This window comes from Dongia mobilis (assembly GCF_004363235.1).
GTDB classification, from domain to species: domain Bacteria; phylum Pseudomonadota; class Alphaproteobacteria; order Dongiales; family Dongiaceae; genus Dongia; species Dongia mobilis.
In genome coordinates this window covers 1-25,741 of record NZ_SNYW01000006.1, presented here as the reverse complement: position 1 = coordinate 25,741, position 25,741 = coordinate 1, and the positions used below count along the sequence as shown (strand labels likewise).

36 protein-coding genes are annotated in these 25,741 nt (G+C 65.6%); all 36 read right to left on the bottom strand.

Annotated features, from left to right (window positions below):
- Window positions 1-10: 10 nt before the first annotated feature.
- Window positions 11-1,543, bottom strand: coding sequence for an acyl-CoA carboxylase subunit beta (locus A8950_RS01715; protein WP_133611827.1), 1,533 nt, complete (start codon window positions 1,541-1,543; stop codon window positions 11-13).
- Window positions 1,544-1,716: 173 nt separating this feature from the next.
- On the bottom strand, window positions 1,717-2,430 hold the full coding sequence (locus A8950_RS01710) for an ATP12 family chaperone protein (RefSeq protein ID WP_133611825.1): 714 nt from the start codon (window positions 2,428-2,430) through the stop codon (window positions 1,717-1,719).
- A gap of 5 nt (window positions 2,431-2,435) precedes the next feature.
- Entirely contained in the window at window positions 2,436-4,487 is a 2,052-nt protein-coding gene (locus A8950_RS01705; protein ID WP_133611824.1) for an AsmA family protein, read from the bottom strand.
- A gap of 34 nt (window positions 4,488-4,521) precedes the next feature.
- Window positions 4,522-5,205: an HAD-IA family hydrolase gene (locus tag A8950_RS01700; protein WP_208109705.1), complete on the bottom strand. Its 684-nt coding sequence runs from the start codon at window positions 5,203-5,205 to the stop codon at window positions 4,522-4,524.
- Between the two features lie 4 nt (window positions 5,206-5,209).
- Window positions 5,210-6,262 carry an RluA family pseudouridine synthase gene (locus tag A8950_RS01695; protein ID WP_133611822.1) on the bottom strand — a complete coding sequence of 351 codons (1,053 nt, stop codon included), beginning with the start codon at window positions 6,260-6,262 and terminating at the stop codon, window positions 5,210-5,212.
- Window positions 6,262-6,918, bottom strand: coding sequence for a cysteine hydrolase family protein (locus A8950_RS01690; RefSeq protein ID WP_133611820.1), 657 nt, complete (start codon window positions 6,916-6,918; stop codon window positions 6,262-6,264). Before A8950_RS01690 ends, A8950_RS01695 begins: the two co-directional genes overlap by 1 nt.
- A 340-nt stretch (window positions 6,919-7,258) precedes the next feature.
- A complete protein-coding gene (locus A8950_RS01685) occupies window positions 7,259-8,599 on the bottom strand; it encodes a replication-associated recombination protein A (RefSeq protein ID WP_133611819.1) in 1,341 nt (446 codons plus the stop codon).
- A gap of 10 nt (window positions 8,600-8,609) precedes the next feature.
- On the bottom strand, window positions 8,610-10,016 hold the full coding sequence (locus tag A8950_RS01680) for a Do family serine endopeptidase (RefSeq protein ID WP_133611817.1): 1,407 nt from the start codon (window positions 10,014-10,016) through the stop codon (window positions 8,610-8,612).
- A 168-nt stretch (window positions 10,017-10,184) separates the two neighbouring features.
- Window positions 10,185-10,607 carry a 50S ribosomal protein L17 gene (gene rplQ / locus A8950_RS01675; RefSeq protein ID WP_133611815.1) on the bottom strand — a complete coding sequence of 141 codons (423 nt, stop codon included), beginning with the start codon at window positions 10,605-10,607 and terminating at the stop codon, window positions 10,185-10,187.
- A gap of 176 nt (window positions 10,608-10,783) precedes the next feature.
- Window positions 10,784-11,797: a DNA-directed RNA polymerase subunit alpha gene (locus A8950_RS01670; RefSeq protein ID WP_133611813.1), complete on the bottom strand. Its 1,014-nt coding sequence runs from the start codon at window positions 11,795-11,797 to the stop codon at window positions 10,784-10,786.
- A 158-nt stretch (window positions 11,798-11,955) separates the two neighbouring features.
- Complete coding sequence (gene rpsK / locus A8950_RS01665) at window positions 11,956-12,354, bottom strand: 30S ribosomal protein S11 (RefSeq protein WP_133611812.1); 399 nt, start codon at window positions 12,352-12,354, stop codon at window positions 11,956-11,958.
- A 54-nt stretch (window positions 12,355-12,408) separates the two neighbouring features.
- Window positions 12,409-12,786, bottom strand: a complete 378-nt coding sequence (rpsM, locus tag A8950_RS01660; RefSeq protein ID WP_133611810.1) for a 30S ribosomal protein S13 — start codon at window positions 12,784-12,786, stop codon at window positions 12,409-12,411.
- A 184-nt stretch (window positions 12,787-12,970) separates the two neighbouring features.
- The gene (locus A8950_RS01655) at window positions 12,971-13,639 is read right to left on the bottom strand and encodes an adenylate kinase (protein WP_133611808.1); all 669 of its coding nucleotides are present in this window, start codon (window positions 13,637-13,639) and stop codon (window positions 12,971-12,973) included.
- Window positions 13,639-14,985 (bottom strand): preprotein translocase subunit SecY, encoded by a 1,347-nt coding sequence (gene secY / locus A8950_RS01650; RefSeq protein WP_133611806.1) that lies wholly within the window; start codon window positions 14,983-14,985, stop codon window positions 13,639-13,641. The genes A8950_RS01655 and secY overlap by 1 nt, the downstream gene beginning before the upstream one ends.
- 116 nt (window positions 14,986-15,101) lie before the next feature.
- Window positions 15,102-15,599: a 50S ribosomal protein L15 gene (gene rplO / locus A8950_RS01645; protein WP_133611804.1), complete on the bottom strand. Its 498-nt coding sequence runs from the start codon at window positions 15,597-15,599 to the stop codon at window positions 15,102-15,104.
- 12 nt (window positions 15,600-15,611) lie between these two features.
- Entirely contained in the window at window positions 15,612-15,797 is a 186-nt protein-coding gene (rpmD, locus tag A8950_RS01640; protein WP_133611802.1) for a 50S ribosomal protein L30, read from the bottom strand.
- 21 nt (window positions 15,798-15,818) lie between these two features.
- Window positions 15,819-16,388, bottom strand: coding sequence for a 30S ribosomal protein S5 (rpsE, locus tag A8950_RS01635; RefSeq protein WP_133611801.1), 570 nt, complete (start codon window positions 16,386-16,388; stop codon window positions 15,819-15,821).
- Between the two features lie 15 nt (window positions 16,389-16,403).
- Entirely contained in the window at window positions 16,404-16,766 is a 363-nt protein-coding gene (gene rplR / locus A8950_RS01630) for a 50S ribosomal protein L18 (RefSeq protein WP_133611799.1), read from the bottom strand.
- Between the two features lie 9 nt (window positions 16,767-16,775).
- Window positions 16,776-17,309 (bottom strand): 50S ribosomal protein L6, encoded by a 534-nt coding sequence (gene rplF, locus A8950_RS01625; protein ID WP_133611797.1) that lies wholly within the window; start codon window positions 17,307-17,309, stop codon window positions 16,776-16,778.
- An 18-nt stretch (window positions 17,310-17,327) separates the two neighbouring features.
- Window positions 17,328-17,723, bottom strand: a complete 396-nt coding sequence (gene rpsH / locus A8950_RS01620; protein ID WP_133611795.1) for a 30S ribosomal protein S8 — start codon at window positions 17,721-17,723, stop codon at window positions 17,328-17,330.
- A gap of 13 nt (window positions 17,724-17,736) precedes the next feature.
- Complete coding sequence (gene rpsN / locus A8950_RS01615) at window positions 17,737-18,042, bottom strand: 30S ribosomal protein S14 (RefSeq protein WP_133611794.1); 306 nt, start codon at window positions 18,040-18,042, stop codon at window positions 17,737-17,739.
- Window positions 18,043-18,063: 21 nt separating this feature from the next.
- A complete protein-coding gene (gene rplE, locus A8950_RS01610) occupies window positions 18,064-18,609 on the bottom strand; it encodes a 50S ribosomal protein L5 (protein ID WP_133611792.1) in 546 nt (181 codons plus the stop codon).
- A 14-nt stretch (window positions 18,610-18,623) separates the two neighbouring features.
- Entirely contained in the window at window positions 18,624-18,941 is a 318-nt protein-coding gene (rplX, locus tag A8950_RS01605; protein ID WP_166644942.1) for a 50S ribosomal protein L24, read from the bottom strand.
- A 23-nt stretch (window positions 18,942-18,964) separates the two neighbouring features.
- On the bottom strand, window positions 18,965-19,333 hold the full coding sequence (gene rplN, locus A8950_RS01600) for a 50S ribosomal protein L14 (RefSeq protein ID WP_133611790.1): 369 nt from the start codon (window positions 19,331-19,333) through the stop codon (window positions 18,965-18,967).
- A gap of 44 nt (window positions 19,334-19,377) precedes the next feature.
- Window positions 19,378-19,623 (bottom strand): 30S ribosomal protein S17, encoded by a 246-nt coding sequence (gene rpsQ, locus A8950_RS01595; RefSeq protein ID WP_133611788.1) that lies wholly within the window; start codon window positions 19,621-19,623, stop codon window positions 19,378-19,380.
- A 25-nt stretch (window positions 19,624-19,648) separates the two neighbouring features.
- Entirely contained in the window at window positions 19,649-19,852 is a 204-nt protein-coding gene (rpmC, locus tag A8950_RS01590; protein WP_133611786.1) for a 50S ribosomal protein L29, read from the bottom strand.
- 19 nt (window positions 19,853-19,871) lie between these two features.
- Window positions 19,872-20,288: a 50S ribosomal protein L16 gene (rplP, locus tag A8950_RS01585; RefSeq protein WP_133611785.1), complete on the bottom strand. Its 417-nt coding sequence runs from the start codon at window positions 20,286-20,288 to the stop codon at window positions 19,872-19,874.
- Between the two features lie 22 nt (window positions 20,289-20,310).
- Entirely contained in the window at window positions 20,311-21,018 is a 708-nt protein-coding gene (rpsC, locus tag A8950_RS01580) for a 30S ribosomal protein S3 (RefSeq protein ID WP_133611783.1), read from the bottom strand.
- The gene (gene rplV / locus A8950_RS01575) at window positions 21,019-21,411 is read right to left on the bottom strand and encodes a 50S ribosomal protein L22 (RefSeq protein WP_133611782.1); all 393 of its coding nucleotides are present in this window, start codon (window positions 21,409-21,411) and stop codon (window positions 21,019-21,021) included.
- Window positions 21,412-21,413: 2 nt separating this feature from the next.
- Window positions 21,414-21,692: a 30S ribosomal protein S19 gene (rpsS, locus tag A8950_RS01570; protein WP_133611780.1), complete on the bottom strand. Its 279-nt coding sequence runs from the start codon at window positions 21,690-21,692 to the stop codon at window positions 21,414-21,416.
- Between the two features lie 15 nt (window positions 21,693-21,707).
- Window positions 21,708-22,532 (bottom strand): 50S ribosomal protein L2, encoded by an 825-nt coding sequence (rplB, locus tag A8950_RS01565; RefSeq protein ID WP_133611778.1) that lies wholly within the window; start codon window positions 22,530-22,532, stop codon window positions 21,708-21,710.
- A 3-nt stretch (window positions 22,533-22,535) separates the two neighbouring features.
- The gene (locus A8950_RS01560) at window positions 22,536-22,850 is read right to left on the bottom strand and encodes a 50S ribosomal protein L23 (protein WP_208109741.1); all 315 of its coding nucleotides are present in this window, start codon (window positions 22,848-22,850) and stop codon (window positions 22,536-22,538) included.
- A 14-nt stretch (window positions 22,851-22,864) separates the two neighbouring features.
- Entirely contained in the window at window positions 22,865-23,494 is a 630-nt protein-coding gene (gene rplD, locus A8950_RS01555) for a 50S ribosomal protein L4 (RefSeq protein WP_133612637.1), read from the bottom strand.
- An 11-nt stretch (window positions 23,495-23,505) separates the two neighbouring features.
- Window positions 23,506-24,198 carry a 50S ribosomal protein L3 gene (gene rplC / locus A8950_RS01550; RefSeq protein ID WP_133611775.1) on the bottom strand — a complete coding sequence of 231 codons (693 nt, stop codon included), beginning with the start codon at window positions 24,196-24,198 and terminating at the stop codon, window positions 23,506-23,508.
- Between the two features lie 14 nt (window positions 24,199-24,212).
- A complete protein-coding gene (gene rpsJ / locus A8950_RS01545) occupies window positions 24,213-24,527 on the bottom strand; it encodes a 30S ribosomal protein S10 (protein ID WP_133611773.1) in 315 nt (104 codons plus the stop codon).
- Between the two features lie 29 nt (window positions 24,528-24,556).
- Window positions 24,557-25,741, bottom strand: a 1,185-nt coding sequence (tuf, locus tag A8950_RS01540) for an elongation factor Tu (RefSeq protein ID WP_133611772.1), incomplete at its 5' end; no start/stop codon positions are given.

Genomic DNA, 25,741 nt, shown 5'->3' with positions numbered 1-25,741 from the left:
CGCCGCGGCCTTAAAGCGGAATGTTGTCGTGCTTCTTCCAGGGATTCTCGACCTTCTTGTCCCTGAGCATGGCGAGCGAGCGGCAGATGCGCTTGCGGGTGGAATGCGGCATGATCACGTCGTCGATGAAGCCGCGCGCCCCGGCCACAAAAGGTGTGGCGAATTTCTGGCGGTACTCCTCGGTCCGCTCGGCGATCTTCTGTGGGTCGCCGATATCGGCGCGGAAGATGATCTCGACCGCTCCCTTCGGGCCCATCACGGCAATCTCGGCCGTGGGCCAGGCGAAATTGACGTCACCCCGGAGATGCTTCGAACTCATCACGTCATAGGCGCCGCCATAGGCCTTCCTTGTGATCACCGTGACCTTCGGCACGGTCGCCTCGCCATAGGCGAAGAGCAGCTTGGCGCCGTGCTTGATGATGGCGCCGTGTTCTTGGCTGGTGCCAGGAAGAAAACCTGGCACATCCACGAAGGTGACGATCGGAATCTCGAAGCAGTCGCAGAAGCGCACGAAACGCGCCGCCTTGCGGGACGAATCGATATCGAGACAGCCGGCCAGCACCATCGGCTGGTTGGCGACGATGCCGACCGTCTCGCCGCCCATGCGCGCAAACCCGGTGAGGATGTTGCCGGCATGGTTCGGCTGCAGTTCGAAGAACTCGCCCTCGTCGACGACTTTCTGAATGAGTTCCTTCATGTCGTAGGGCTTGTTCGGGTTGGCCGGGATCAGCGTATCCAGCGACATCTCGTCCCGGTCGATCGGGTCGGGCGAGGGACGCGCCGGCGCCTTTTCGCGGTTGGACGCCGGCAGCATGTCGACGAAACGGCGCACTTCAAGGAGCGCCTCGACATCGTTCTCGAAGGCCAGATCGGCGACACCGGATTTCTGGGAATGGGTGAGCGCGCCGCCCAATTGCTCGAAGGTCACCGTTTCGTGGGTCACGGTCTTCACCACGTCAGGTCCGGTGACGAACATGTAGGAACTGTCCTTCACCATGAAGATGAAATCGGTCATGGCAGGGGAATAGACGGCGCCACCGGCGCAGGGACCCATGACGACACTGATCTGCGGCACGACGCCGGAGGCCATGATGTTGCGCTGGAACACCTCGGCATAGCCGGCCAATGACGCGACACCCTCCTGGATGCGGGCGCCGCCGGAATCGTTGAGGCCAATCACCGGCGCGCCGACGCGGATCGCCTGGTCCATCACCTTGCTGATCTTCTCGGCATGGGCTTCGGAGAGCGAGCCGCCGAAGACGGTGAAATCCTGGCTGAAGACGAAAACGAGGCGGCCGTTGATGGTGCCATAGCCGGTGACGACGCCGTCGCCGGGGACCCGTTGCGAACCCATGCCGAAATCGTGGCAGCGATGCTCGACGAACATGTCCCATTCCTCGAAGGAACCGGGATCGAGCAGCAATTCGATGCGCTCGCGGGCAGTCAGGCGCCCCTTGGAATGCTGCGCATCGACGCGCCTTTGGCCACCGCCGGCGCGGGCAGCCGCGCGCTTTTCCTCAAGCTGTTTCAGGATTTCCTGCATCTGGCGCGTTCCCCACCCTAGCCGTTCTCCTCCGACCGTCCGTCAGCGTCGCGGTCGGAGGCGCCCTGTTTGCCGCCCCGGGTTTTTCCGCAGGTGCGAAGGCGGTTCTGGATAGCACGGGGCCGATACCCGCTCAAGCCGCGGGGCGAAGTCCCGCCGGGCCGGCGCCCGGTTCAGCCCGCCGCCAGCAGGTCCAGGAACCTTTTGGCAGCGACCAGATCGCCCAGTTGCGCCACCCGTCGGTCGATCGCTTCCTTGTCCTCGCCCCAGCGCTCTGCCTGGAACAATTCGTCGAGCTGGGCAGCGTGGGCCGCCTCCTCCGGCGTGATCTCGCCGCCGGCGAGCGCCAGCGCGATCACCAGCGATCCAGCCGCACCGGTCATGCTGGCGAGGGCGGCAAGGGTGAAATGGTCCATGCCGGCAACAACGCGCCGGAGCGCCTCCAGCGTCGCTTCCGGCTGCGCCACGGCGACGATTCCGGTGGTGGCGACGAGGCTGACATCATAGCGTCGCCGCAGCCAGTCGATCAGCGGGTCCCAGGCTTGTGCCTGGCGCACGGCCAGGGCCGGCGGCTCGGCAGCGCGGTAGCAGACCAGATCCGTGCCGGCATAGCCGACCACCTCGTCCACCACCCGCGGCCGCTCCGGGGCGACGCGGTCGATTGCGGTCGCCGCCAGCTGCATCAGCGACATGGTGTGGGGCGCCAGTTTCTCGCCCTGCCGCGCCCATTCCTCGGCGATCGCCGCGGCCAGTGCCCGGCCCGGCAGGATCAGCTCGTGCTTGGCCGGCGAGTGCAACGCCTTGCCGTCGAGCTCGATGCGGTGGCCCTGGCCGCAGGGGACGGAAGTGGCCTGCTTGTAGAAGCGCCGCAGCGCCGGTTGCGACATGAGGTTCAGTTCCCGAACAGGTTGTTGAGGCCTTCGCCAATGCCCTCGCCGATCGACTCCAGCGCCTTGCCGGTTTCCTCGCCGACCGCCTTGGCACCCTCGCCGATGCCCTCGATCACCTGCCCGGCACCCTGCTGGATCTTCTGGCCGGGGCTGGTCGTCGATCCCTGCCCGGCCTTTGCCCCTTCATCCAGCGCCGTGCGGCAGGGATCGGGGCCGAGATCCTTGGATTCGCCCAGCCCGGTCAGGGATGAGAGAACGCCGAGTGTCGCCAGATCCGCCGCCCGCGTGGCGAATTCCGCAGTATTGCCGACGGCGCCCAGCGCATCCGGCGTGACGCTGGGGCTGCTGAGCGTGCCGCCGACATTCATCGGCACGGCGAGATTGGCGAGGTTGACCTGTTTCGACTGCGTGTCGAGATGGAGACCGAGACGTTCCTCCCGCAGGTCGATCTGGCCGGAACCCACCACCGTGGCGCCCGGCGTATCCAGCACCAGGCCGCGCGCCCGCGCGATGCCGTTCTCGATGCGGAAACGCGTCACCAGGCAATTGACCAGCGCGGCGTCATCGCTGCCGCCGAAGGAAATCAGCTGGAACAGGTCGGCAAAAAGCAGTCTTGCGAAGCGGTTCTGCAATTGCCCGCGTCCGGCCTCGAAGGTGACGAAGCCGTTGGCCCCGGCCATCAGGCTGCGCAGCGATTGCGCCGGGCCGGCGATCTCGACCTCGAGATTGGCCTGGCGGCTGCTCAGCACGGAAGCGAGGCCCATGGTCTCCAGCAGCGGCCCCGCTGCCACATCGTCGGCCCGCAGCCGAACCGCGAGCGGTGCCGGTGATTGCATCGAATCCAGCGAGCCGGCAGCCGAAAAACGGCCGTCGACCAGATTGCCGGTGACCGAGCTGAGGGTCAGCTTGCCCGCCGCCAGGGTGAAGGCGATGCTGGCATTCTTCAGCGGATAGGGGCCGTGGTTGAATTCCTGCGCGGTCCAGGCGATGTCGGCATCGAGGAAGTCGAGTTGCGGTACGTCCCAGGGCTCGGCCGAGAAGGCGCGGCCATCGCTGGGTCCCTTGTCCGGGCCGGAGAGCACCGGCGCAAGCCCGAAATCCCCGGAATTCAGCTTGGTCGAGGCGAGGCGCAGACCGAGATAGGGGCGCTCGGCACCGATGCGATAGACCAGTTCGCCGGCAAAATCGCTGTCACCGACGCGTCCGCTGGCCGCTCCCAGGGTAAAGGCGCCATCCGCCCCGGTCAGCTGCCCGGCCAGGCGATAGGGCCCCTGGCCCGGCAGGCTGAAGCCGGCGATGGTGACGGGCTTCGGCGCCGCCAGCGTCAGGTCGAGATTGATGCCGTCCACCGCCGCCGGGTTGTCGATGCGGCCGCCTACGGCAAAGGTCAGATCGCCGAGGCTGCCCTTGAGGTCGACCGGCAGCGGACCGGTGGTGAATTGCGCCAGCGCGCCAAGGCTGCCGTCGATCTGCAGTATCTGTCCGTCCGCTGCCGCCTTCATCGCCAGGCTGATGGCGCCGCCGGGCCCGTCGGTCTGGGCCGTCAACTGGTCGATGTCGAGGCGCGCCGCCTGGCCGGTGACGCCGTTCCTGAAGCGGAAGGCCAGACGCTGGATTTCGACCTCGCCGACATGTGGCAGCGGGGCGGTCGATCCACCGCCCGATCCGAACACCCAATTGCCGACATCCTCGGCATTGGTCTCGAGCAGGATGTCGGCATCGCTCAGGACCAGGCGCCGGATGACGATCTGATCCGAGAGCAGCGGCCAGAGCTCAATCTCGGCGGTCAACTTGCCGAAACGCAGCATGGCGGGTTCGCTGCCCCAATCCGCGTTGCGGAAGGTGACGTCGCTGACGGTGACCCGGGGGGTGAGCGACAGCCCGACCTCGACATTGCCGGCCAGGACAAGATCGCGACCCGTCGCCGCCTTCACCTGGGCCGCGACCCAGTCCCTGTACGCGTTGAAATCGGTCGAGTTGACGATGGCAAGCACCGTCGCGAACAGTGCCACCAGCAACATCGCCAGGCCGGCCAGAATGGTCTTGATGCGCATGTCGCCTCATTCCTCCCCTAGCTGGAGCCGGATTTTAGCGGCTGGAGGAAAGGCTTTGCAAACGGGGGATGAAATCCCTGGGATGGTCGATCACGGCGGCCGCCCCGGTCGCCAGCAAATCCGCGGGCGGGTGATAGCCCCAGGCGACGCCGATGGCGGTGACACCGGCAGCGCGGGCCATTTCCATGTCGAAACTGGTATCGCCGATGACCACCGTCTCGTGCGGGTCGCAGCCGCATGCGGCCATCGCTTTCAGCACCATGTCGGGATGCGGCTTGCTGATGGCGCGGTCGGCGGTCTGCAGCGTGTGGAAGCGGTTCCTGAGGCCGTGATGGGCCAGCGTATGCTCCAGCCCCACCATGTTCTTGCCCGTGGCGACGCCGAGGAACAGTGCCGGATGATCAAGATCGCGGATCAGGTCATGGATGCCGTCGAAAAGCGGCTCCGACAGGCTGCCGTCGCTGCGCTGGCCCCGGATGATGCCGCGATAGGTCTCGGCGATCTCGTGGGCCGTCGCCGGGGCGATGCCGGGGGAAAGGCGCGCGACCAGAATCTCCAGGGTGAGGCCTACCTGGCGGCGGATATCGGCCGCCGACGGTGCCGCGTGGCCATGGGCCGCAAAAGCCCGCCGCATCGCCGCGACGATGTTCGCCTGGCTGTCGACCAGGGTACCGTCGCAATCGAAGATCACGAGGCGATAGGGGGCAAGCACTTGCACGGCGTCAGATTTCGAGCCCGGCGAAGGGGTCACCCTGGGGCTTGTCGGCGAATTCGAAGAAATCCCAGGTCTTCTGCATATGCGGTGGCAGCGGCGCCGTCACGTCGATGAAGCCGCGCCTGGTCGGATGCGGCACGCGAATCTGGCGGGCATGCAGATGCAACTGGTTGGAAAGCGCCTCGCGCGCGAAATAGGCCTTGGCACCGGCATATTTGCCGTCGCCGAGGATCGGCGTGCCCAGTGCCACGCAATGCGCGCGCAGCTGGTGGGTGCGGCCGGTCAGCGGCATCAGCGCCAGCCAGGCCGCCTTGTTGTGGGCCCGCTCCACCACCGCGTAATAGGTGACGGCGTTCTTGCCTTCTTCCTCGTCGATCTGCACGCGCTCGGCCGCGCGCCGGCCGACGGCGGCGACACTCTGCTTGGCCAGCGGCGCGTCGATCCTGCCTTCGTTCATCTTCGGGGCGCCCACGGTGACCGCCCAATAGATCTTGCGTGTGGTCTTGTCGCGGAAGGCCTCGGTCAGTTTCCGTGCCGCCGCCTGGTTGCGGGCGAGGACGAGACAGCCGGAAGTGTCGCGGTCGAGGCGATGCACTAGGCGCGGCCGTTCGGGCGCCTCGAATTGCAGGGCCTCCAGCATCGCGTCGATATTGCGATCGAGGCCGCTACCGCCCTGTACGGCAAGCCCCGCCGGCTTGTTGAGAACGATGACGTCGTCGTCCTTGTAGAGCACCGCCTTTCGCAGCGCCTCGGCGTCCCTGGCGCTGACCGGTTTCGGTTCACCCGGCTGTTCATCCGGGCGCGGCTGGGCGGCATCGCCCAGCGGCGGGACGCGCACGACCTGGCCGGCTTCCAGCCGGTCGGCGGCCTTGGCGCGCTTGCCGTCGATGCGGATCTGCCCGGTGCGCAGCAGCTTCTCGAGGCGGCCATGGGTGAGATGCGGGAAATGCTTCTTGAACCAGCGGTCGAGGCGCTGGTCGGCATCGGCCTGTTTGACCGTGACCTGGCGGACGCCGCCCGCTTTTGGCGCCGGTTTCGGCTCGGCGGAGGGGGCCGACATCAGGCGGCTTGCCGGTTGCGCGACAGCCAGTCGAGCAGCCGGTCGGTCGCCATCAGATAGACGCCGATCTGGGCCAGTTCATTGAGGCCGGCATCGGTGGCGCCGGAGATGGCATCGGTCGCCAGCACCATGCGGAAGTCGCGATTGGCGGCGGCATAGACCGAGGAACGCGGCGAGGTCGAGAAATCGGTGCCGCAGATGACCAGGGTGGAGACACCCAGCGCCTTCAGATGTTCCTCGACCGGGGTCTGGAAGAAGGCCGAAAGGCGCGGCTTGTAGCAGATCCATTCCCTCTCGCCCACCTCCTGCAGCTTGCCGTCGAGCAGCAGTTCCGGCTCGATGCGCTGGGCGGGATCGCGCTTCAGTTCGTCGATGATCTCGCAACCCATGGTGCCGGGCATGACGATGCGCTGGCCGGATTCGATCTGGGCGCGATGACACAGATCGACATTGGAGCCGTTGCAGCGATAGAGCCGCACCATATGCACGATCGGCATCTGTGCCTGGCGAAAGGCCTGGGTCAGGCGCTGCATGTAGGGCACCGTGGCGACGGCGCCGGCGACGGCAACCGGGCTGCCGGGCAAGATGAAATCGCGTTGCGCGTCGATCGTGACGAGGGCTAAACGGTCGCGCTCCGGCGACAGGTAATCCTGCATTCTGAAAGCTCGCCTTCTCTCCGGCGGATTGGCCGCCGTCCACCCCTGGATCTGCGTAACAGCATCCCGTGTCGACGGCGATCTGGACCTATACCGGGACCGATCGTCGATGCGCCGGGATTTCCCCTGCCATTGGCGTCGGACGGTAAACAAGCGGTGGAAGACGGGCAAGCCCATCATCTTGCATGGCGAAACCGCCATCCATGCAAACCTAGGCGCTTGCATTTTTCGGAAAACAGGGGTCGGAAACGGGCCCCTTGCGCGATCGTGCCGCGGCCTTACGCGTTAACATCTGGCGCGGCGCGGATGGGAAATTCACATCGAAATACTGGGTGATGCGCTAGCTGTCCTGATCCCTGTCATCCTGGTCCCGCCGCGCCGCCTGGCGTTCTGCCGACTGGCGCTTCTGGCGCAGCTTGTCCCAGTATTCCTGCCGCTTCGCGAGGTCGCGTTCGAAGCCGCGTTCGACCGGATGGTAGAATCGTTCGCGCCGCATGCCGTCGGGGAAATAGTTCTGACCTGAAAAGCCGTCCTCGGCATCGTGGTCATAGGCATAGCCCGCCGCATAGCCGAGTTCCTTCATCAACTTGGTCGGCGCATTGAGAATGTGCTTGGGCGGCATCAGCGAACCATGCTGTTTCGCCGTTCGCCGCGCGGCATTGTAGGCCTTGTAGGCGGCATTCGATTTGGGCGCGGTGCCGAGATAGATCACCACCTGGGCGAGCGCCAGTTCGCCCTCCGGCGAGCCGAGGCGCTTGTAGGTATCCCAGCCGGCCAGCGCCTGCACAAGGGCGTTGGGGTCGGCGAGGCCGATATCCTCGACCGCGAAGCGCACCAGGCGGCGGGCGACATAGAGCGGGTCCTCGCCGCCATCCAGCATGCGGCCGAACCAGTAGAGGGCGGCATCGGTGTCGGAGCCGCGCAGCGATTTGTGCAGCGCCGAGATAAGGTTGTAATGCCCCTCCTGCGCCTTGTCGTAGAGCGGGGCGCGGCGCTGCACCGCCTTGGCAAGGCCGGCCGGGTCCAGCGTCACCTCGGGCGGCAGGCGAAAAAGTTCCTCGGCGAGGTTGAGGAGATAGCGCCCGTCGCCATCGGCCATCTCGAAGAGGGCGGCGCGTGCCGCCGCATCCAGCGGCAGGCGATAGCCCATCAGCGCCTCGGCGCGGCCGAGCAACTGCGCCATCGCCGCCTCGTCGAGGCGGTTAAGCACGAAGACCTGGGCGCGGGACAGGAGGGCGGCATTGAGCTCGAAGGACGGATTCTCGGTGGTGGCCCCCACCAGCACGATGGTGCCATCCTCGACATAGGGCAGGAAGCCGTCCTGCTGGGCGCGGTTGAAGCGGTGGATCTCGTCGATGAACAGCAGCGTGCCCTGGCCCATCCGCCGCCGCTCGCGCGCCGCCTCGAACACTTTCCTGAGATCGGCCACACCCGAGAAGACCGCCGAGAGCAGTTCGAAATGCAGATCGACGCCGTCGGCCAGCAGTTTGGCCAGCGTGGTCTTGCCGCAGCCGGGCGGGCCCCAGAGGATCATCGAGGAGACTTGGCCCGCCGCCAGCATGCGGGCGATCGGACCGTTGGCGCCGATCAGATGGTCCTGGCCGACGATGTCGGCGATCTTCTGCGGGCGCAGCCGGTCGGCCAGCGGTCGCGGCGCCTGGGCTTCGAAGAGGCCGCTCACCCCCGCCGCCTCAATCCAGGCGGAAGGTGCGGACGGTGCCGCCGCGGTCGACGGCGACCGACCAGGGGGCACGCGTGCCCTCGAGGGCGGCGGCGAGATCGCGGGTCGATGCCACTGTCTGCTCGTTCAGCTTCACGATCACGTCGCCCGGCTCGAAACCGGCGCGGTCGGCGATGCTGCCGCGGCGGATCTTGGCGATGGCGACCCCCGACCACGCGCCGATATTGAGCTCTTCCGCGGCGGCGGGCGACAGATTGACGACGAGAGCCCCTGCCAGCGGCTGGCGGCCGTCGAGCAGAATCTCGTCGGCGGCCGGCTTGTCCGGGGGCGGTATGAGGTCAACCGCGAGGTCGAGTTTTTCGCCCTTGCGCAAGGCATTGATGGTCGCCTGTGCGCCCACCGGCAGGGTGGCGAGGCGAAAACGCAGCCCCTCCGGATCCTCGACCGGCCGGCCGTTGACGCCAAGGATGACGTCGCCCGGCCTGATACCGGCCCGCGCCGCCGGCCCCTCCGGATAGAGCTCCTGCACGACCACACCGCCGGGCCGCGCGAGGCCCAGGCTCTTGGCGATATCCGCCGTCACGGTCTCGCCCGCCGCCCCCACCCAGGGCCGCACGAACTTGCCGCCCTGGCCTTCCGCCTTGATCACCGCTGCCACCATGTTGGCGGGAATGGCGAAGCCGATGCCGACCGATCCGCCGGTCTTGGAGAAGATCGCGGTCGGGATGCCGACCAGACGCCCGTCGGTGCCGATCAGGGCGCCGCCGGAATTGCCGGGATTGATGGCGGCGTCGGTCTGGATGAAATAGCCGTAATCGCCGATGCCGGTATTGGTGCGGGCGACGCCGGAAACGATACCGGAGGTGACGGTCTGACCGACGCCGAAGGGATTGCCGATGGCCAGCACCAGATCACCCACCTCCAGCTCGTCGGAATCGCGCAGCGGCAGGACCGGCAATTGCTCGCCGGCCGTGTCGATCTTGAGGAGGGCGAGGTCGAGCCGCTCCTCGGCGGCGAGAATCCTGGCCTCGTATTCCCGCTTGTCGGCCAGCACGACACGGATCTGGTCGGCACCCTCGATGACGTGGTTGTTGGTAACGATGAGACCGTCGGCCCGCACGATGACGCCCGAGCCCAGCGAACTCTGCACCCGCTCCTTGGGCTGGCTGAACTTGAACTGGTCGCCGAAGAATTGCTGGAAGAAGGGGTCGTCGAAGAAGGGCGCGACGCGCCGTTCCTTGACCTTGGTCCGGGTGTAGATGTTGACCACCGCCGGGGCCGCCGATTTCACCAGCGGTGCGAAAGTTAGGTCGATCTGCTGCGGCGAGGTCGGCACCGCCTGCTGGGCGGTGGCGGCCAGCGGCAGTGCTCCGACGATCAGCAGACTGGCGAGAAGCGTGGCGATGCGGCTGTTCATGGCGCGGTCTAGAATCCCTGGCGATGGCTGGTCCGGACCTGCCACGTCATGCCTGGGCGGGGCCCGGGCATGCTGACGGAAGAAGCAGGCGTGCAGACCATCACATGATAGCAAAAAGGGCGGCCTGCAAGGCCGCCCTTTCCGTGAGCATCCGTGCCGTCAGCCGGTTCAGGCGGCGGCTTCCTCGGCCTCGGCGTTCTGCTTGGGGCCGGAATCCTGGCCCTTGGCGCTGACATCGCGATCGACGAACTCGATCACGGCCATCGGCGCCATGTCGCCATGACGGAAGCCGGCCTTGAGCACGCGGGTATAGCCGCCGGCGCGGTTCTTGTAGCGGTCGGCCAGGGTGGTGAGGAGCTTCTCGACCAGCTTTTCGTCGCCCAGCTGGGCGATCAGCAGGCGGCGATTGGCGAGGCCGCCCTTCTTGCCGGTGGTGACCATGCGCTCGACGATCGGACGCAGGTCCTTCGCCTTGGGCAGGGTGGTCTTGATCTGCTCGTGCTTGACCAGGGCCTGGGCCAGGTTCTTGAACAGGGCCTTCCGGTGGCTGCTGGTCCGGTTGAGCTTACGGCCGTTCATACCGTGTCGCATGATCTCACTCCTTCACGTCTGGCCTGCCGTCGGTTGCCGGCGAGCATGGCTCGGCGGCGTCGGCAGATCCGATTGCACCCCCGGCTCGCCGCGGAGAAATTCCTCCAGGCACGACCGGGACGGGTCACCATGACCCCGACGCTGCACCGTCAGCGGCGCAGCGCCAATTCAGAACCTCAATACGGCTCGTCGAGGCGGCGCGCCAGATCCTCGATGTTCTCGGGCGGCCAGTTGGGGATTTCCATGCCGAGATGGAGACCCATCTGGGCGAGGACTTCCTTGATCTCGTTGAGCGACTTGCGGCCGAAATTCGGCGTGCGCAGCATCTCCGCCTCGGTCTTCTGCACCAGATCGCCGATATATACGATGTTGTCGTTCTTGAGGCAGTTGGCGGAACGCACCGAAAGCTCGAGCTCGTCGACCTTCCTGAGCAGATTGCGGTTGAAGGGCGGCTCGGCGGCGGCGACTTCGGCCACGGCCGCGGTCGGCTCCTCGAAATTGATGAACAGCTGCAGCTGGTCCTGCAGGATGCGAGCGGCGATCGCCAGCGCGTCCTCCGGGGTGACGGCGCCGTTGGTCTCGATCGAGAGCGACAGCTTGTCGTAATCGGTCACCTGGCCGACGCGGCTGTTGTCGATCTTGTAGGCCACCTTCTTCACCGGTGAGAAGATAGCATCGACCGGGATGAGACCGATCGGCGCGTCTTCGGGACGGTTGTTGGCGGCCGGGACATAGCCCTTGCCGGCATTGACGGTGAATTCCATGGAGAGGTTGGCGCCCTGGTCGAGGGTGCACAGCACCAGATCCGGGTTGAGGATCTCGATGTCGTGGCCCGCCTCGATCTGGCCGGCCTTCACTTCGCCCGGCCCCTGCGCCTTCAGGCGCATGCGCTTCGGCCCGTCGCCACCCATGCGCAGCGCGATCTGCTTCACATTGAGGACGAGGTCGGTCACGTCCTCGCGCACGCCCGGGATCGAGGAGAATTCGTGCAGCACGCCATCGACATGGATCGCGGTGACGGCGGCACCCTGCAGCGAGGACAGGAGCACGCGCCGCAGCGCATTGCCGAGGGTGAGGCCGAAGCCGCGCTCGAGCGGCTCCATCACCAGGGTGCCCGCGCGCTTGGCGTCGCCGGCGGCGTCGAACTTCTTGTTCGGCTTGATCAGCTCGGTCCAGTTCTTCTGAATCACAGGGGTCGTTCCTTTCTCAAAACCGGCCGGCAACCATTCTGTCGTTGCGGTCCGGTGATCCGAGTGAATGCTTGGTCCAGAAACGACTGCGGCGGGAAGCAGACCTTCCCGCGCGCGTCGCTCTTCGAGCCGGCACGTTTGGCCGGCCGGACGTATTCTCAGACGCGGCGGCGCTTCGGCGGGCGGCAGCCGTTATGCGGAATCGGCGTCACGTCGCGGATCGAGGTGATGGTGAAGCCGGCGGCCTGCAGCGCGCGGAGCGCACTCTCGCGGCCGGAACCCGGGCCCTTCACCTCGACCTCGAGGGTCTTCACGCCATGTTCCATCGCCTTCTTGGCGGCAACGTCGGCGGCGACCTGCGCGGCATAGGGGGTCGACTTGCGCGAGCCCTTGAAGCCCTGCGCGCCGGACGAAGCCCAGGCCACCGTGTTGCCCTGATCGTCCGTGATGGTGATCATGGTGTTGTTGAAGCTCGCATTCACATGGGCGATGCCCGAGGTGATGTTCTTACGCTCGCGCTTGCGCACACGTTGGCCAGCAGCAGCAGCTTTCGCCATTTTCGTCCGTTCCTTAGCATGGGGCGGCGGTTGGATCCCGCCGCCAAACCTGGTTTAGCGCGTCGCCTGCTTCTTGCCGGCGATCGCAACCGCCTTGCCCTTGCGGGTGCGGGCATTGGTGTGGGTGCGCTGGCCGCGGACCGGCAGGCCCTTGCGGTGGCGCAGGCCGCGATAGCAGCCGAGATCCATCAGACGCTTGATGTTGATGGCGGTCTGGCGTCGCAGGTCGCCCTCGACCGTGTAGCCCTGGTCGATGGTCTCGCGGATCCGCGCCACTTCGGCGTCGGTCAGCTGGTGCACGCGGCGCTCGGCCGGGATGCCAACCTTCTCGCAAATCTCCGAGGCCTTCTTGGGGCCGATGCCGGTGATGTAGGTCAATGCAATGATCACCCGCTTCTGGGTCGGGATGTTCACGCCAGCAATACGCGCCACGATGGCTCTCCTTAAAATCTTGCGATCGCTGCCAGGCCGCGGGCCACAGGGCCCAAGGATTGGCGCAAGTAAAAACGCCGGAAACCGCCGGGTTCCGGGAAGGCGCGCATTATATGGCGAATCGCCCGCCCGTCAACCACCGAACCGCCACTTTTCCGACTCTGCGGCGATTCGTTTTATCCTTTCAGGTCAATGCCTTGGCCTTGACCACACGCAACACCTGCTCGATCGCCGTGGTGACTTCATCAAGATCGGCCATGCCGTCCACCTGGTGCAGCAGCCCCTTGCCCCGATAGAAGGGCAGAATCGGGGCAGTCTGCTCGCGATAGGCAACCAGCCGTGCCTTGACCGTTTCGGCATTGTCATCCTTGCGCCGGGTGAACTCGGTGCCACCGCAGGAATCGCACACGCCCGGAACCTTGGGCTTCTGGAAGGTGTCGTGATAGCCGGCGCCGCATTTGGCGCAGGCATAGCGCCCGGAAATGCGCTCGACCAGCGCCGCCTCGTCCACCGCCAGTTCGATCACGGCGTCGATCGCCGCGCCGTGCCGGCGCAGCATGGCGTCCAGCGCCGCCGCCTGGCCTTCGGTGCGCGGAAAGCCGTCCAGCACGAAGCCGCCCTTGCAATCCGGCTGCGCCATGCGGCTCTCGATCATGCCGACGATGATGTCGTCCGGCATCAGCTGGCCGGCCTCCATGACCTTCTTCGCCTGTTGCCCCAGCGCCGAGCCCGAGGCCACTTCCGCCCGCAGCATGTCGCCGGTTGAGAGCTGAACCAGGCCGTGATTGTCGGTCAGGCGCTTGGCCTGGGTCCCCTTCCCCGCCCCCGGCGGGCCCAGCAGGATAAGCTTCATCAACGCCGCCCCTTCAGCTTTGATTTCTTGAGCAGGCCCTCATACTGGTGGGCCAGCAGATGCGAATGGATCTGGGCGACCGTATCCATGGTGACCGAGACCACGATCAGCAGGCTGGTGCCGCCGAAATAGAAGGGCAGCGCGTAATTGGCGATGAGGATTTCCGGCATGGCGCAGACCACCGCCAGATAGGCGGCGCCGATCACGGTGAGGCGGGTCAGCACGTAGTCGAGATATTCAGCGGTGTTCTTGCCGGGGCGGATGCCGGGCAGGAAGCCGCCATGCTTCTTCAGGTTCTCGGCGGTATCGTCCGGGTTGAAGACGATCGCCGTATAGAAGAAGGCGAAAAAGACGATGAGGCCGATATAGGCGACGATGTAGATCGGCTGGCCATGGCCGAAATGCGCCATGACGCCCTGGAGCCAGCCAGGCGTGTCGGCATTTGTGCCGTAGAAGCCGGCGACGGTGAGCGGCAGGAGCAGCAGCGACGAGGCGAAGATCGGCGGGATCACGCCGGAAGCGTTCAGCTTCAGCGGCAGGTGCGAGGATTCGCCGCCGAACATGCGGTTGCCGACCTGACGCTTGGGGTATTGCACGATCAGGCGGCGCTGTGCGCGCTCGAAGAAGACGATGCCGGTGATGACGACCACGGCGAGGACGGCGATGAGCGTCACCTTGAAGCCGGAGACGGTGCCCTCCCAGAGCTGCGCCAGGAGCTGGCCGCAGGCCGAGGGCAGCAGGGCGACGATGCCGGCAAAGATGATCAGCGAGATGCCGTTGCCGATGCCGCGGGCGGTGATCTGCTCGCCCAGCCACATCAGGAACATGGTGCCGCCGGTCAGCGTCACCACGGTGGTGATGACGAAGAAGATGCCTGGATCGATCACGGCGCTGCCCGAGGGGCCGCTCATGCTCTGCAGGCCGTTGGCCATGCCGAAGGCCTGGACCATGGCAAGGACCACGGCGCCGTAGCGGGTGTACTGGTTGATCTTCTTGCGGCCCGCGTCGCCTTCCTTCTTCAGCGCCTCGAGATGCGGCGAGACCGAGGTCAGCAACTGCATGATGATCGAGGCCGAGATGTAGGGCATGATGCCCAGCGCGAACACGGTCATGCGGCTGATGGCGCCGCCGTTGAACATGTCGACCATGCCGAGGACGCCGCCGGAATGCTGGGCGAAGATCTGGGCGAAGGCGGCGGCGTCGATGCCGGGCAGCGGGATGTAGGTGCCGATGCGGGCGACGATGAGGGCACCCAGCGTGAACCAGATGCGCGCTTTCAGTTCCTCGGCCTTGGCGAAGGCGCCGAAATTGATATTGGCGGCGAGTTGTTCAGCAGCTGAGGCCATCGTTCACCCTTCGGGCCAGATCGCCGGGAAATCGGCAGTACGCGGTAATATGGTTAGCGCCTCTCAACATTTCAGGCCCCGGAGAGCATCCGGGGCCTGATTTTGTCGATACCGGCTCAGGCCTGGGCGGCTTCGCCCTCGGGCTTGACCTTCTTCGGCGCCTTCACGGTCACCTTGCCACCGGCCTTCTCGACCGCGGCGATCGCCGATTTGGTAGCGCCGACCACGGTGATGTCGATCTTGCTCTTCAGTTCGCCCTTGCCCAGCAGGCGCACGCCGTCGCGCACGCGGCCGATCAGGCCGGCGGCCTTCAGCACCTTGCCGTTGATCGGCTTCGAGGCATCGAGGCGCTTGGCCTCGATCGCGGCCTGCAGCGCACCCAGGTTCACCTCCGAGAAGTCGAGACGGAAGATGTTGTTGAAACCGCGCTTCGGCAGGCGGCGGTAGAGCGGCATCTGGCCGCCCTCGAAGCCGTTGATGGCGACGCCGGAACGACCGTGCTGGCCCTTGCCGCCGACGCCGGCGGTCTTGCCCTTGGTCGAGCCGATGCCGCGGCCGACGCGGATGCGCTTCTTGCGCGCACCCGGATTATCGGAAAGCTGGTGCAGCTTCATGGTTTCTAATCCTTACTTCGCCGGTTCGATGGCGATGAGGTGCTGCACCTTGCGCAGCATGCCGCGGATCGACGGCGTGTCCTCGACCACGTTCGAACGGTTCATCTTGTCGAGACCCAGCGCCTTCAGCGTCGCCCGCTGCTCGGCGGGGCGGCCGATAGGGCTGCCGGTCTGGGTGATCTTGACTTTGCCAGCCATGTTCTCTCTCCCTCCAGCCCGTTATTCGCGGGCTTCGGCGGCGGCGTCCTTGCGGCCGATCACGTCGCTCACCTTCTTGCCGCGGCGCGAGGCCACGGAGCGGGGCGAGGAGCAGTGATTGAGCGCATCGAACGCGGCGCGGATCATGTTGTGCGGGTTGGAGGTGCCGACCGACTTGGCGACGACGTCATTGACGCCGAGCGCCTCGAAGATGGCACGGACCGGACCGCCGGCGATGATGCCGGTACCGGGATCGGCGGCGCGCAGCACGACGCGGCCGGCGCCGAAATGGCCGGTGACGTCATGATGCAGCGTGCGGCCCTCGCGCAGCGGCACGCGGATCATGCCGCGCTTGGCATGCTCGGTCGCCTTGCGGATCGCTTCCGGGACCTCGCGCGCCTTGCCGGCGCCGTGGCCGACGCGGCCCTTGCCGTCGCCCACCACGACGATCGCCGCGAAACCGAAGCGCTTGCCGCCCTTCACCACCTTGGCGACGCGGTTGATGCCGACGAGCTTCTCGATCAGCTCCGGCTCGGCCTCACGCTCACGGCGCTCGCGGTCACGGCGCTCGCTCTTCGCTGGTTTAGCCATTGTCAGATCCCTTCCTTAGAACGACAGCCCGCCTTCACGGGCCGCGTCGGCCAGGGCCTTGACCCGACCGTGATAAATGTAGCCGCCGCGATCGAAGACGACTTCCTTGACGCCCTTGGAGACGGCGCGCTCGGCGATCAGCTTGCCGACCGCCTTGGCGGCGTCGACATTGGCGCCGGTCTTCAGCTTGCCCTTGAGGTCCTTGTCGACCGTCGAGGCGGCTGCGATCGTCGTGCCGTTAACGTCATCGATGATCTGCGCATAGATGTGCAGGCTCGAACGGAACACCGACAGGCGCGGCCGTCCGACAACCTTTTTCCGGATCTGGGTCCGGACCCGCGCCTTGCGGCGCTCGAAAAGTTCTTTCGCTTTCGACATGTCCAGCCCTTACTTCTTCTTGCCTTCCTTACGCAGGATGGTCTCGGTGTCGTACTTGATGCCCTTGCCCTTGTAGGGTTCGGGCGGACGATAGCCGCGGATCTCGGCGGCGACCTGGCCGACGATCTGCTTGTCGATGCCGGTGATGGCGATCGTGGTCGGCTTTTCGCACTTCACCGTAATGCCTTCCGGGATCGGATAGGAGACATCATGGCTGAAGCCGAGGTTGAGCTGCAGGTTCTTGCCCTGGACGGCGGCACGGTAGCCCGTGCCGTTGATCTCCAGGGTCTTGGTGAAGCCCTTGGAGACGCCCTCGACCATGTTCCTGAGGTTGGCCCTGGTGGCACCCCAGCTCATGCGTGCCTGCTTCGATTCCGAAAGCGGCTTTACCCAGACCTTGTCGCCGTCCACCTTCACTTCGACCTCCTTGGAGATCGGCAGCTTGAGGGCGCCCAGCTTGCCCTTCACCGTGGCCAGGCCGCCGGCGAGGTCGATGCTGACGCCCTGGGGCAGGGCGACGGGGTTCTTACCAACGCGAGACATGACTTCGGTCCTCCTCGCTTAGAATACCCGGCACAGCACTTCGCCACCCACGTTCTGGGTGCGCGCTTCGCTGTCCGAGAGGACGCCGCGGGGCGTCGACAGGATGGAGATACCGAGGCCGTTATAGTAGCGCGGCAGGTCGGCGATCTTGGAATAGACCCGGCGGCCCGGCTTCGAGACGCGCGCGATCTCCTGAATCACGGGCTGACCCTCGTGATACTTGAGCTCGACGGTGATCTCGCCGCCCGGGGTCGACTGGTCGACGGTGTAGTTGCGGATGTAGCCCTCGCGCTTCAGCACTTCGAGCACGTTGGCGCGGAGCCTGGAGGCTGGGCTGGTGACCGCGGTCATCCGGGCCTTCTGGCCGTTGCGGATGCGGGTCAGGAGATCGCCCAAGGGATCGTTCATTGCCATGATCTCTTGCTCCTTACCAGCTCGACTTGACCATGCCAGGGATCTGGCCGGTCGAGGCAAGCTCGCGCAACGCGATGCGCGACAGCTTGAATTTGCGATAGGTCGCGCGGGGGCGGCCGGTGAGTTCGCAGCGGTTGCGGATGCGCACCTTCGACGAGTTGCGCGGCAGTTCGGCGAGCTTCAGGCGCGCGGCGAACCGCTCTTCCATCGGCAGCGCCTCGTTGTCGGCGACGGCCTTCAGGCGGGCGCGGCGGGCAGCGTACTGCTTCGCCATCTTCTCGCGCTTCTTGTTCTTCTCGACGGAGCTTGTCTTAGCCATGTGTCATATCCTCCGGCCGGCTCAATTGATGAAGGGCATCTGGAAGCCCTTCAGCAGCGCCTTGGCCTCAGCATCGGTCTTGGCGGTTGTAACGATGATGATGTCCATGCCGCGGACCTTGTCGACCTTGTCGTAGTCGATTTCCGGGAACACCAGCTGCTCCTTGAGGCCGAGCGCGTAATTGCCGCGGCCGTCGAAGCTCTTGCCGTTGACGCCGCGGAAGTCGCGGACGCGCGGCAGGGCGATGGTGATCAGGCGGTCGAGGAATTCGTACATGCGTTCGCGGCGCAGGGTCACCTTGGCGCCGATCGACATGCCCTCGCGCAGCTTGTAGGTCGCGATCGACTTCCTCGCCTTGGTCACCACCGGCTTCTGGCCGGAGATGGCGGTCAGTTCCTCAACCGCGACATTGATCTTCTTGCTGTCCGCGGTCGCCTCGCCGACGCCCATGTTGATGACGATCTTCTCGATCTTCGGCACTTCCATGGAGTTCTTGTAGGAGAACTCCTTCATCAGCGCCGGTCGGACGACCGTCTCGTAGTGATCATGCAAACGGGTGCGTGCCATTGTCTCTCGCTCCCTCAATCAATCTTCTCGCCGGAGGCGCGGGCGAAACGAACCTTGTTCTCGCCTTCCATCCGGTAGCCGATGCGGGTGGGCTTCTGCGTCTTGGGGTCGATATGGGCGATGTTGGAGACGTGGATCGCCGCCTCCTTCTCGATGATGCCGCCCTGGGTCTGCATGGTCTGCTTCTGGTGACGCTTGACCATGTTGACGCCGCGAACCTTGACGCGGTTGAGCGCCGGCTGGACCTCGATGATCTCGCCGGTCTTGCCCTTGTCGCGACCGGTGATCACAACCACCTTGTCGCCCTTCTTGACTTTCAGCTTCGTTGCCATTTTCAGCACCTTGCCTCTCGCGCTCACAACACTTCGGGAGCGAGCGAGATGATCTTCATGAACTTCTTGCCGCGCAGCTCGCGAGTCACCGGGCCGAAGATGCGGGTGCCGATCGGCTCGCCCTGCTTGTTGATGAGCACCGCGGCATTGCGGTCGAAGCGGATGGCGGAGCCGTCGCCGCGGCGGATTTCCTTGGCGGTGCGCACGATGACGGCGCGATGGACGTCGCCCTTCTTCACCTTGCCGCGCGGAATGGCTTCCTTGATCGACACGACGATAACGTCGCCGACCTCGGCCGTGCGGCGCTTCGAGCCGCCCAGCACCTTGATGCACTGCACCCTGCGCGCGCCGGAATTATCGGCGACATCCAGGTTCGTCTGCATCTGGATCATGGTTCGAGATCCTTCTCGTTACAAAATGCGCTGGTTATGGTCGGTTACGCCTGGGCAGTGGCAGCGTCGACCACTTCCCAGCGCTTGGTCTTGGAGATCGGCGCGCATTCACGGATGAATACGACGTCGCCAACCTTGTGCTTGTTCGCCTCGTCATGCGCAGCATAGCGCTTGGAGCGGCGAATGATCTTCTTGTACAGCGGGTGCATGACGCGACGCTCAACCAGGACGGTGACGGTCTTGTCGGTCTTGTCGCTGACCACGGTGCCTTGCAGGACGCGCCTCGGCATATCTCTTGTCTCCTCTTGCCGCCGGTTACGCCGAGGCCTTCACCAGCGCCTTCTGGCGCAGGGAAGTCTCGATGCGGGCGATGTCGCGGCGAACGGTGCGCACGCGCGCGGTGTTCTCGAGCTGGCCCGACGCGCGCTGGAAGCGCAGGTTGAAAGCCTCTTTCTTCAAATTGACGAGGTCCGCCTTGAGCTGGTCCTCGGTCTTCAGTGCGATGTCCTTCGCCTTCATGACTGCGGGCTCCTCGTCCTTACTCGTCGCCGATACGCGTCACCAGACGCGTCTTGATCGGCAGCTTGGCTGCGGCCAGGCGGAACGCCTCTTCGGCCAGCGGCTTCTGCACGCCGTCGATCTCGAACATGATGCGGCCGGGCTTCACGCGGCACACCCAGTATTCCGGGCTGCCCTTGCCCGAGCCCATGCGCACTTCGGCCGGCTTGCGGCTGACCGGCACGTCCGGAAAGACGCGGATCCACACCTTGCCGACGCGCTTCATGTGGCGCGTGATGGCACGGCGGGCCGCCTCGATCTGGCGCGCGGTGATGCGGCCGGGCTCCATCGCCTTCATGCCGAAGGCGCCGAAATCGAGCGTGAAGCCACCCTTGGCCACGCCCTTGACACGGCCCTTGTGGGCCTTCCTGAACTTTGTCCGCTTCGGAGAAAGCATGTTACTGTTCCCTATCGCTCAATCAGGCGCGGCGCTCGGCGCCGCCACCCGGATGGCCGCCGGCCTGATGCTCCACGGCACGCTTGTCCATGGCCATCGGGTCGTGGGCCATGATCTCGCCCTTGAACACCCACACCTTGACACCGCAGGTGCCATAGGTGGTCTTCGCGGTACCCTCGCCGAAATCGATCTCGGCGCGCAGCGTATGCAGCGGCACGCGGCCCTCGCGGTACCATTCCATGCGCGCGATTTCGGCGCCGCCGAGGCGGCCCGAGCAGTTGATGCGGATACCGAGCGCGCCAAGGCGCATGGCCGACTGCACGGCGCGCTTCATGGCGCGGCGGAAGGCGACGCGGCGCTCGAGCTGCTGCGCGATGTTGTCGGCGATCAGCTTGGCATCGATCTCGGGCTTGCGGATCTCGACGATGTTGAGGCTCACTTCCGAGCCGGTCATCTTGGAGAGGTCGCCGCGCAGCTTCTCGATATCGGCGCCCTTCTTGCCGATGACGACACCCGGGCGCGCGGTGTGAATGGTGACGCGCGCCTTCTTGGCCGGGCGCTCGATCACCACGCGGGCGACGCCCGCCTGGTTGAGGCGCTCGGTCAGGTACTTCTTCAGCTTCAGGTCCTCGTGGAGGAGCTGGGCATAGTCCCTGTCCGCGAACCAGCGCGAATCCCAGGTGCGGTTGATACCGACGCGCAGCCCGATCGGATTGACTTTCTGACCCATTTACTTTGCCTCCTCGGCTGCTTCGGCGCGTTCGCGCACGATTACGGTCAGGTTGCTCCACAGCTTCACCACGCGCACGCCACGGCCGCGGGCGCGGGCATGGAAGCGCTTCAGGCGGAAGCTGTTGCCGACGAAGGCCTCGGCCACGAACAGCCGGTCCACGTCGAGCGAATGGTTGTTCTCGGCATTGGCGATCGCCGCCTGCAGCACCTTCTTGACGTCCTGGGCGGCGCGCTTCTTCGAGAAGGTGAGTGCCGCCAGCGCCGGCTGGGCGTCGAGGCCGCGGATCATCTGGGCGACGAGGTTCAGCTTGCGCGGGGTGGTCTGCACCACCGACTGCATCGCCTTCGCCTCGTTGTCGCCCAGCGTGCGGGCTTTCTTCTGCTTGCTCATCGTCAGCCCCTCTTCGCCTTCTTGTCGGCGGCATGGCCGGGGAAGTTCCGGGTCGGCGAGAACTCGCCGAACTTGTGGCCGATCATGTTCTCGGTGACGAGGACCGGCAGGAACTTCTGGCCGTTATAGACGCCGAAGGTGAGGCCGACGAATTGCGGCAGGATGGTCGAACGACGCGACCAGGTCTTGATCACCTCGTTGCGGCCGGACGCCCGGGCGGCCTCTGCCTTCTTCAGCAGAAAACCGTCGATGAACGGACCTTTCCAAACGGAGCGAGCCATTATCCGTCGCCCTCCTTACTTCTTCGCTGCGTGACGGCGGCGCACGATCAGGCCATCCGTCTTCTTGTTGTGACGAGTCTTCTTGCCCTTGGTCGGCTTGCCCCAGGGGGTGACCCAGGCGCGGCCGCCATTGGTGCGACCGCCATGCGGGTGGTCGACCGGGTTCATCGAGATACCGCGCGTGGTCGGGCGGTAGCCCATGTGGCGGGCACGACCGGCCTTGCCGATCGAGACGTTCTGCTGGTCCGGGTTCGAGACGGCGCCGATGGTCGCCATGCACTCGGCCTTGACCATGCGCACTTCACCGGAGGGCATGCGCAGCAGGGCGTTGCCCTGGTCGCGGCCGACCAGCTGCAGGAAGGTGCCGGCGGAACGCGCCATCTGGCCACCCTTGCCGGGCTTCAGCTCGACATTGTGGATGATGGTGCCGACCGGGATCGCCTTCAGCGGCATGGCATTGCCGGGCTTCACGTCGACGCGCTCGCCCGAGACCACCTGGTCGCCGGCCTTCAGGCGCTGCGGTGCCAGGATGTAGGCCAGTTCGCCGTCCTCGTAGCGGATGAGGGCGATGAAGGCGGTGCGGTTCGGGTCGTATTCGAGGCGCTCGACCGTCGCCGGCACGTCGAACTTGCGGCGCTTGAAGTCCACCACGCGGTAGCGGCGCTTGTGGCCGCCGCCGGTGCGGAACGCGGTGATGCGGCCGTAATTGTTGCGGCCGCCGGACTTCTTCAGGCCCTCGGTCAGGGCCTTCACCGGATCGCCCTTGTGCAGCTCGGCGCGATCGACGATCACCAGCTGGCGGCGACCGGCGGAGGTCGGCTTGAATGTCTTCAACGCCATGGCTTAGATCCCCGTCGTCACATCGATCTTGGAACCCTCGGCGAGGGTCACGATCGCTTTCTTGAAATCAGGACGCTTGCCCGGACGGCCGCGCCACAGCTTGCTCTTGCCCTCGACACGGATCGTGTTGACGGCCGTCACCTTGACCTTGAACACGCTCTCGACCGCAGCCTTGATCTCCGGCTTGCTGGCCTCGAGCGGCACGCGGAAGGTGACCTGGTTGTGCTCGGACCCCATGGTGGCCTTCTCGGTCACATGGGGGCGGCGGATGATCTCCAGCTTGGCAGCGTCGGAGAGGGTCACCACCGGCTTTTCCATCTTACGTGCGCGGCTCATTTCAGGCGCTCCACCAGGTGCTGCACGGCGTCCCGGGTCAGGACCAGGGTGTCGCGGCGCAGGATGTCATAGACGTTGGCGCCCTGCTGCGGCAGCACATCCACATGCGGGATGTTGCGGGCGGCGCGGGCGAAGCCCTCGGTCACCGCCTTGCCTTCGATCAGCAGGACCGACTTCCAGCCGAGGGCGGCGAACTTCTTCGCCACGTCCTTGGTCTTGGCGTCCGGGCCGACGCCGTCGAGGACCACCAGCTTGCCTTCCTTGGCCTTGGCCGAGAGGGCGGTCTTGAGGCCGAGGGTGCGGACCTTCTTCGGCAGGTCGTGGGCATGGCTGCGCACGACGGGGCCGAAAATGGTCGCACCGCCACGGAACTGCGGCGAGCGCAGCGAGCCCTGGCGGGCGCGGCCGGTTCCCTTCTGGGAATACGGCTTCTTGGTGGTGCCGGAGACGTCGCCGATTTCCTTGGTCTTGTGGGTGCCGGCACGGCGCTTGGCCAGCTGCCAGTTGACCACGCGGGCCAGGATGTCCTTGCGCACCGGTCGGCCGAAGATGTCGTTGAACGTGGTGTCGTCCAGCTCGATCTCGCCCTGCGGCTTGTTGTTGATGTCGATGACCTTGAGCTTCATGATTTCCTCGCTCACTCCGCCGCTTCGGCCTTGGCCTTGAGGGCGGCCGGGAACGGCGCCTCCTTCGGCAGCGGCCGCTTCTTGGCGTCCTTGATGAGGACATAGGAGCCCTCGTGGCCCGGGACGGCGCCCTTCACCATGACGATGCCGAGCGCCGGATCGGTGGCGACGACCTTCAGGTTCTGGGTGGTCACCCGCTCGGTGCCGAGATGGCCCGCCATCTTCTTGCCCGGGAAGGTACGGCCCGGATCCTGGCGGTTACCGGTCGAACCATGGCTGCGGTGCGAGACCGAGACGCCGTGGCTGGCGCGCAGGCCGCCGAAATTCCAGCGCTTCATGGAACCCGCGAAGCCCTTGCCGATCGTGGTGCCGGTGACGTCGACGAACTGGCCGGCGACGAAATGGTCGGCCGTCAGTTCGGCCCCCACTTCGAGCAGCGCGTCCTTGGCGACGCGGAATTCCGCGATCTTCTTCTTCGGCTCGACCTTCGCCTTCGCGAAGTGGCCGCGCTGGGCCTTCGAGACGTTCTTCACCTTCGCCTTGTCGAGACCAAGCTGCACGGCGTTGTAGCCGTTGGCTTCCTCGGTTCGGACCGCGATGACCTGGCAACCAGCGACCTTCAGCAAGGTCACGGGCACGTGCGCGCCATCTTCGGCGAAGACTCGGGTCATGCCCAGCTTCTGGGCGATGAGGCCGGTTCGCATAGGTGCCCCTCCTCTTAGTTCTTCAACTTGATCTCGACGTCCACGCCGGCGGCGAGGTCGAGCTTCATCAGCGCGTCCACCGTCTGCGGGGTCGGATCGACGATATCGAGCAACCGCTTGTGGGTGCGGATCTCGAACTGCTCGCGGCTCTTCTTGTCGATGTGCGGCGAGCGGTTGACGGTGAAGCGCTCGATGCGCGTCGGCAGCGGAATGGGACCGCGGACCTGGGCGCCGGTGCGCTTCGCCGTGGAGACGATCTCGTTGGTCGACTGGTCGAGCACACGATGATCGAACGCCTTGAGGCGGATGCGGATGTTCTGGCTTTCCATTTTCTGGATTCCTTTAGGCCTTTCGCCTCTTACTCGACGATCTTGGCGACGACGCCGGCGCCGACGGTGCGGCCGCCTTCGCGGATGGCGAAGCGCAGGCCCTCATCCATGGCGATGGGCGCGATCAGGTTCACCGTCATGGCGATGTTGTCGCCCGGCATCACCATCTCGGTGCCCTCCGGCAGTTCCACCGTGCCCGTCACGTCGGTCGTGCGGAAGTAGAACTGCGGCCGGTAGTTCGAGAAGAACGGCGTGTGGCGGCCGCCCTCTTCCTTGGTCAGGATGTAGGCCTCGGCCTTGAACTTGGTGTGCGGCGTGATCGAACCCGGCTTCGCCAGCACCTGGCCGCGCTCCACTTCCTCGCGCTTGGTGCCGCGCAGCAGCGCGCCGATATTGTCGCCCGCCTCGCCGCTGTCCAGCAGCTTGCGGAACATTTCCACACCCGTCACCGTGGTCTTCTGCGTCGGGCGCAGGCCGACGATCTCGACTTCCTCGCCCACCTTCACGATGCCGCGCTCGACACGGCCGGTCACCACGGTGCCGCGGCCCGAGATCGAGAACACGTCCTCGATCGGCATCAGGAACGGACGATCCTTCGGACGCTCCGGCTGCGGGATGTATTCGTCAACCGCCGCCATCAGCTTCAGGATCGCTTCCTTGCCCAGTTCCGGGCTCTTGTCTTCCAGCGCGCACAAGGCCGAACCACGGACGATCGGAATGGTGTCGCCCGGGAATTCGTACTTCGACAGCAACTCGCGCACTTCCAGCTCGACCAGGTCGAGCAGCTCCGCGTCGTCCACCATGTCGCACTTGTTCATGAACACAACCAGCGCCGGAACGCCGACCTGGCGCGCCAGCAGGATGTGCTCGCGGGTCTGCGGCATCGGGCCGTCGGCCGCCGAAACCACCAGGATGGCGCCATCCATCTGCGCCGCACCCGTGATCATGTTCTTCACGTAGTCGGCATGGCCCGGGCAGTCCACATGCGCGTAGTGCCGGTTCGTCGTCTCGTACTCGACATGCGCCGTCGAGATCGTGATCCCGCGCGCGCGCTCCTCCGGCGCCTTGTCGATCTGGTCATAGGCCGTGAACGTCGCACCGCCCGTCTCCGCCAGAACCTTCGTGATCGCCGCCGTCAGCGACGTCTTGCCGTGGTCAACGTGGCCGATCGTGCCAATGTTGCAGTGCGGCTTGTTACGCTCGAATTTAGCCTT